The 1,022-nt window shown below is 39.9% G+C and carries 2 protein-coding genes; both read right to left on the reverse strand.

Annotation, left to right across the window (positions count from 1 at the left end):
• Window positions 1–378, reverse strand: a 378-nt coding sequence (locus KDK19_RS19245; protein ID WP_257292651.1) for a hypothetical protein, incomplete at its 3' end; no start/stop codon positions are given.
• 21 nt (window positions 379–399) lie between these two features.
• Window positions 400–861, reverse strand: a complete 462-nt coding sequence (locus KDK19_RS19250) for a hypothetical protein (protein WP_257292652.1) — start codon at window positions 859–861, stop codon at window positions 400–402.
• Window positions 862–1,022 lie beyond the last annotated feature (161 nt).

The raw sequence follows: 1,022 nt of genomic DNA on the forward strand, positions 1-1,022 counted from the left end.
TTTACCATGAGGATTCAACTGTGGTGGGAATTTCAAACAATCTTTATCATCTCTCGATCCTGCAAAGATTACATCGATTTCAGGATTGATCTTCCTAGCACGTTTTATCACTTCCTCTGTGTATGGTCTATCCTTTGCTGAGTTAGCCACAATAATGCGTCTAATTCCCTGATTTTCTACCCGGGTAGAAGTTTTTCCCTTAGCCTTTTCAAGTAATTCACTTACCCATTTCCCTACTGCCTGAGTGTCCCCTTTCTCCAAATGTGGCAATAATGTTGCGCTTGCATTTTTCAACATATTCTCAGCTATCGATGGTTTTACAATCTCAACGTCGGCTTCAATTACTTGCTCACTTTCACTTGATGGAGTGGGTTTCAATATCTCCTTAATTTCCTTTTCTCATTCTCTCCTGCTGATCGAATTATCAAACACTTTATCGGTCACAGACTGGAACGATTTCTCTGATCTGGAATGCAGATCCTCTTCCTTTGCTGCTAGCAACCGTTCCTTTGTATAATCGGGCAATAACACCCCTTGATCACTCTTATTATAAGCTTCAATTATCTCGGGTCTATTATTCTCAATAAACTCGAGTCCACTCAGGTATTGGTACACCGCTTTGTCACTCAATTGAAGCCTTGACTCACAAAAATCCCCACAGGATTCCGTATCTGTATATGCTTTCCAGTTTGTTTTCCTGTCTCCAATTCCGTCCATTTTACTTTTCAGTTCCCTGATGTTGATGGCAATTGTTAACCATGCTTTAGCCATACCCTGTATGGCACTCCTAATATTGGCAGTGTGTATTTCTATTTCGTCTTTCAGATTCTTGTCAACTGTTATGATTACATTCTCGTTCATTTTTTACCATTGGTTGTTTATGGAAGGATCAGATATCAGTCTATCTCCGTATCATTAATCTAACTTTCCTGATCCTCAATTTCTAATATTAAAGACAGGGTGGAAACCATTTTGATCCCCACCCATGTCCAGGTTGTCCACCTTTTTACTCAGTCCAGGTG

The sequence above is a fragment of the Endozoicomonas sp. ONNA1 genome (assembly GCF_024606325.1).
Taxonomy (GTDB): domain Bacteria; phylum Pseudomonadota; class Gammaproteobacteria; order Pseudomonadales; family Endozoicomonadaceae; genus Endozoicomonas_A.